The following is a 3,516-nucleotide window of genomic DNA, read 5'->3' as shown; positions in this document are numbered from 1 at the left end:
CCCGGGCCTCCCGGTGCCTCCGGGCCGGGACCGGCGCCCGACGGCGCACCGGCAGACGGCGGCCCGGCAGGTCGGCCCGGCGGTGGTGGGGTGGGTGGCCCGGGCTGGTCGACCATCAGGCCCGGCCCTCGACCGGCTCCAGCTCGGGGAACCACAGGGCGATCTCGCGCTCGGCCGACTCCGCGGAGTCCGAGCCGTGCACGAGGTTCTCCCGGTTCGACAGGGACAGGTCGCCGCGGATGGTGCCCGGGGCGGCCTTGCGCCCGTCGGTGGCCCCGTTCATCAGCCGCACCGTCTCGACCACCTGGTCGCCGGTGAGCACCAGCGCGACCGAGGGACCGGAGGTGACGAAGGCGCGCAGCGGCGGGTAGAAGTCGCGCTCGAGGTGCTCGGCGTAGTGCTGGTCGGCCAGCTCGCCGCTGACCTGCACCTGCTTCATCGCCACGATCTGCAGGCCCTTGCGCTCGAACCGGGACAGCACCTCCCCGACCAGTCCCCGGCGCACCGCGTCGGGCTTGATCAGGACGAAGGTGCGGGGAAGCTCACTCATGTCCGGCACCCTAGCGGGAGCCGGTGACGCCCTGCTGGTCCAGCCGTTTGCCCAGCACGAAGGTCACCAGCCAGAGCAGGGCGAAGAACCCGCCCATGACGAACATCGCCGAGGTCGCCAGGCCCAGCAGCACCCCGACCAGCTGGGTGAGGTGGCCCAGCAGCTGCCCGAGCGGACGGCGCAGGGTCGCCGCGCTGAGCACCGCCAGCAGCGCCGCACCCGCGCACAGCTCGACCGCCAACCCCACCGGGACCTGGCTGACCTGGATCATCACGAAGATCGCCAGCCCGAAGACGATCACCTCGAAGGCGACCACCGCAACCAGCACCTTGGTCATCGGGTTGCCCGGGCGCAGCAGCAGGGGCGAGTCGGTCACCGGACCGTCCCGCCACCGAGGTCGGGGCCGTCGGCGTCGCCGAACTGGCCGGAGTCCGCCACCTCCAGCAGCGGCTCGCCCGGCTGGTCGTCCTCCGAACCGGGGCGCACCAGCAGGGTCCGGGCCTCACCGACCGCGATCACCGAGCCGGTGACCAGCACGCCAGGCACCGGGCCGCCGTCGGCCTCGGCCAGTGCGACCGCACGCTCCAGGGCGGCGTCCATCCGCGGCTCGACGTGCACCCGCTCCGCGCCGAACCGGGAGGCGACCACCTCGCCCAGCTCCTCGGCGGGCATCCCGCGCGAGGTGGAGGCCACCTGGGTGACCACCACCTGCTCGAAGCTCTCCGTCCACGCCTCGACGATGCCGTCGACGTCCTTGTCCCCCATCACCGCCAGCACCCCGACCAGCGGGTGGAAGTCGAAGGCCTCGGCCAGCGCGGCGGCGGTGGCGCGGGCGCCGTGCGGGTTGTGGGCGGCGTCCAGCACGATGGTCGGCGAGCGGCGCACCACCTCCATCCGCCCGGGCAGGCGGACGGCGTCGAAGCCCTGCTGGATGACGTCGGGGGCCAGCGCCTTCATGCCGAGGAAGGCCTCCACCGCGGCGACGGCCAGCGCGGCGTTCTGCGCCAGGTACGCCCCGTGCACGGGCAGGTGCAGGTCGCCGACCGGACCCTCGGCGCCGTTGATCCGCAGCACCTGGCCGCCGACGGCCGGGGTGCGCTCCAGCAGCCCGAAGTCGACGCCCTCGCGCTGCACCAGCGCGCCGACCTCCAGCGCGCGCTCCAGCAGCACGGTGGCCGCCTCCACCGGCTGCCCGGCCAGGACGGCCATCGCGCCGGGCTTGATGATGCCGGCCTTCTCACGCGCGATCTCGGCGACCGTGCTGCCGAGCAGGTGGGTGTGGTCGAGGTCGATCGGGGTGATCACCGCCACCGAGCCGTCGGCGACGTTGGTGGCGTCCCAGGTGCCGGCCATGCCGACCTCGAGCACCACGACGTCGACCGGGGCGTCGGCGAAGGCGGCGAAGGCCATCGCGGTGACCACCTCGAAGAAGGTCATCGCGACGCCGTCCAGCCGCTGCTCGTCGACCATCGCCACCAGCGGCTCGATCTCGGTCCAGATCTGGTCGAACCGCTCGTCGCTGATCGGCTCGCCGTCGATGCTGATCCGCTCGTTGACGCGGCTGAGGTGGGGGCTGGAGAACCGTCCGGTGCGCAGCCCGCTGGCCCGCAGCAGCGACTCGATGACGATCGCGGTGCTGCCCTTGCCGTTGGTGCCGGTGAGGTGGATCACAGGTGCGGCCCGGTGCGGGTCGCCCATCAGCTCCAGCAGCGCGGTGATCCGCGCCAGGGACGGCGCCACCCGCTGCTCGGGCCACCGGGCGGTCAGCGCGGCGGTGATCTCGGCGTGGCTGCTGCTCACTGGTCTCCTGCTTCTCGCGGGTCTGCCGGGACGGCCGTCGTCCGGCCCGTCCCGGTCCGCCACTGTACCGACCGGGGCGCGTCGGCGTCCGGGCTGCGCGAACCCCGTCCGACCGGCCCGGGAGCAGGACGCGCCGCTCGTTCGTTGCCAGGACGACGGCCTCCGGTCGTTGACGATGCAACTATGCTCTGCGCCGGGCAATGCCGTCCGAGCCACGACCTCTGACCCCGACTCCCCGAGGAGACCCCATGAGCAAGCGGACGCAGCAGCCGAAGGCCGGCGGCCGACGGGAGCAGCTGCGCCAGCAGGCGGCCGCCGAGGCAGCCCGCAAGCGCCGCCAGCGGGTGCTGATCGCCGTGGTCGCCGTGGTCGTGGCCGGGGTGGTCGCGGTCGCTGCGGTGGTCGGGGTCAACCTGGCCCGCAACTCCGCCGCCGGCGACCTGACGCCGCCGAATGCCAACGCCGACCAGACGGGGATCATCGCCAACCCGGGGGTCGCCCCCGAGGGCGCGCCGGTGCTCACCATCTACCAGGACTTCCAGTGCCCCGCCTGCAAGCAGATGGAGGACGCCCTGGGCGCCACCATCGAGCAGATGGCCGCCGACGGCACGGTCGTCCTGGAGTACCGGACGATGACCTTCCTCGACAACAACCTGCGCAACGACGCCTCCTACCGCTCCGGGGTGGCGGCGGCCTGCGCGGACGTGGCCGGCAGCTACCAGGCCTACTACGACGTCATCTACGCCAACCAGCCCGCCACCGAGGGCGCCGGCTACTCCGACAACGTGCTGCTCAACGACTTCCCCGCCGAGGCCGGGCTGACCGGTTCGGCGCTGGAGACCTTCAAGTCCTGCTTCCGCAGCGAGGCCACCGGGGAGTTCGTCCGCGGTACCGACCGCGAGTCCACCGCCGCCGGCGTGACCAGCACCCCGACGGTCCGGGTGAACGGCAACAACTTCGACATCTCGCCCTACTACTCCAACCCGCAGGGGCTGCCGGCGGCCGTCCAGGCCGCCGCCGCCTGACCGGTCGTCGGGCTGCCGGGGACACACCGCGCGGCGGGCGGTCGGCTGAGGCGCGCCACTAGAATGCGGGGGTGAGCCTCCGAGCCCCGGGAGCCGCGCCACCGGCGTCGGCCCGCGGTCCGGCGGCGCGCCACCGCCGCG

4 protein-coding genes are annotated in these 3,516 nt (G+C 73.5%); 1 reads left to right on the top strand and 3 read right to left on the bottom strand.

The window, feature by feature from the left end; translation table 11 throughout:
- Window positions 1–115: 115 nt before the first annotated feature.
- Genes ndk through DVA66_RS18325 form a run of 3 tightly spaced genes read right to left on the bottom strand, consistent with a single transcriptional unit; the run spans window position 116 to window position 2,350 of the window.
- Window positions 116–550 (bottom strand): nucleoside-diphosphate kinase, encoded by a 435-nt coding sequence (gene ndk, locus DVA66_RS18335; protein WP_114128256.1) that lies wholly within the window; start codon window positions 548–550, stop codon window positions 116–118.
- A gap of 10 nt (window positions 551–560) precedes the next feature.
- A complete protein-coding gene (locus tag DVA66_RS18330; protein ID WP_232822058.1) occupies window positions 561–926 on the bottom strand; it encodes a DUF4233 domain-containing protein in 366 nt (121 codons plus the stop codon).
- Window positions 923–2,350, bottom strand: coding sequence for a bifunctional folylpolyglutamate synthase/dihydrofolate synthase (locus tag DVA66_RS18325; RefSeq protein ID WP_114561326.1), 1,428 nt, complete (start codon window positions 2,348–2,350; stop codon window positions 923–925). The genes DVA66_RS18330 and DVA66_RS18325 overlap by 4 nt, the downstream gene beginning before the upstream one ends.
- Before the next feature lie 248 nt (window positions 2,351–2,598).
- On the opposite strand from DVA66_RS18325, the gene DVA66_RS18320 reads away from it, so the two are divergent.
- Complete coding sequence (locus tag DVA66_RS18320) at window positions 2,599–3,375, top strand: DsbA family protein (protein WP_157974120.1); 777 nt, start codon at window positions 2,599–2,601, stop codon at window positions 3,373–3,375.
- The last annotated feature ends 141 nt before the right edge of the window (window positions 3,376–3,516 follow it).

This window comes from Desertihabitans aurantiacus, assembly GCF_003344635.1.
Classification (GTDB): domain Bacteria; phylum Actinomycetota; class Actinomycetes; order Propionibacteriales; family Propionibacteriaceae; genus Desertihabitans; species Desertihabitans aurantiacus.
This window is presented reverse-complemented; position numbering and strand designations above follow the sequence as displayed.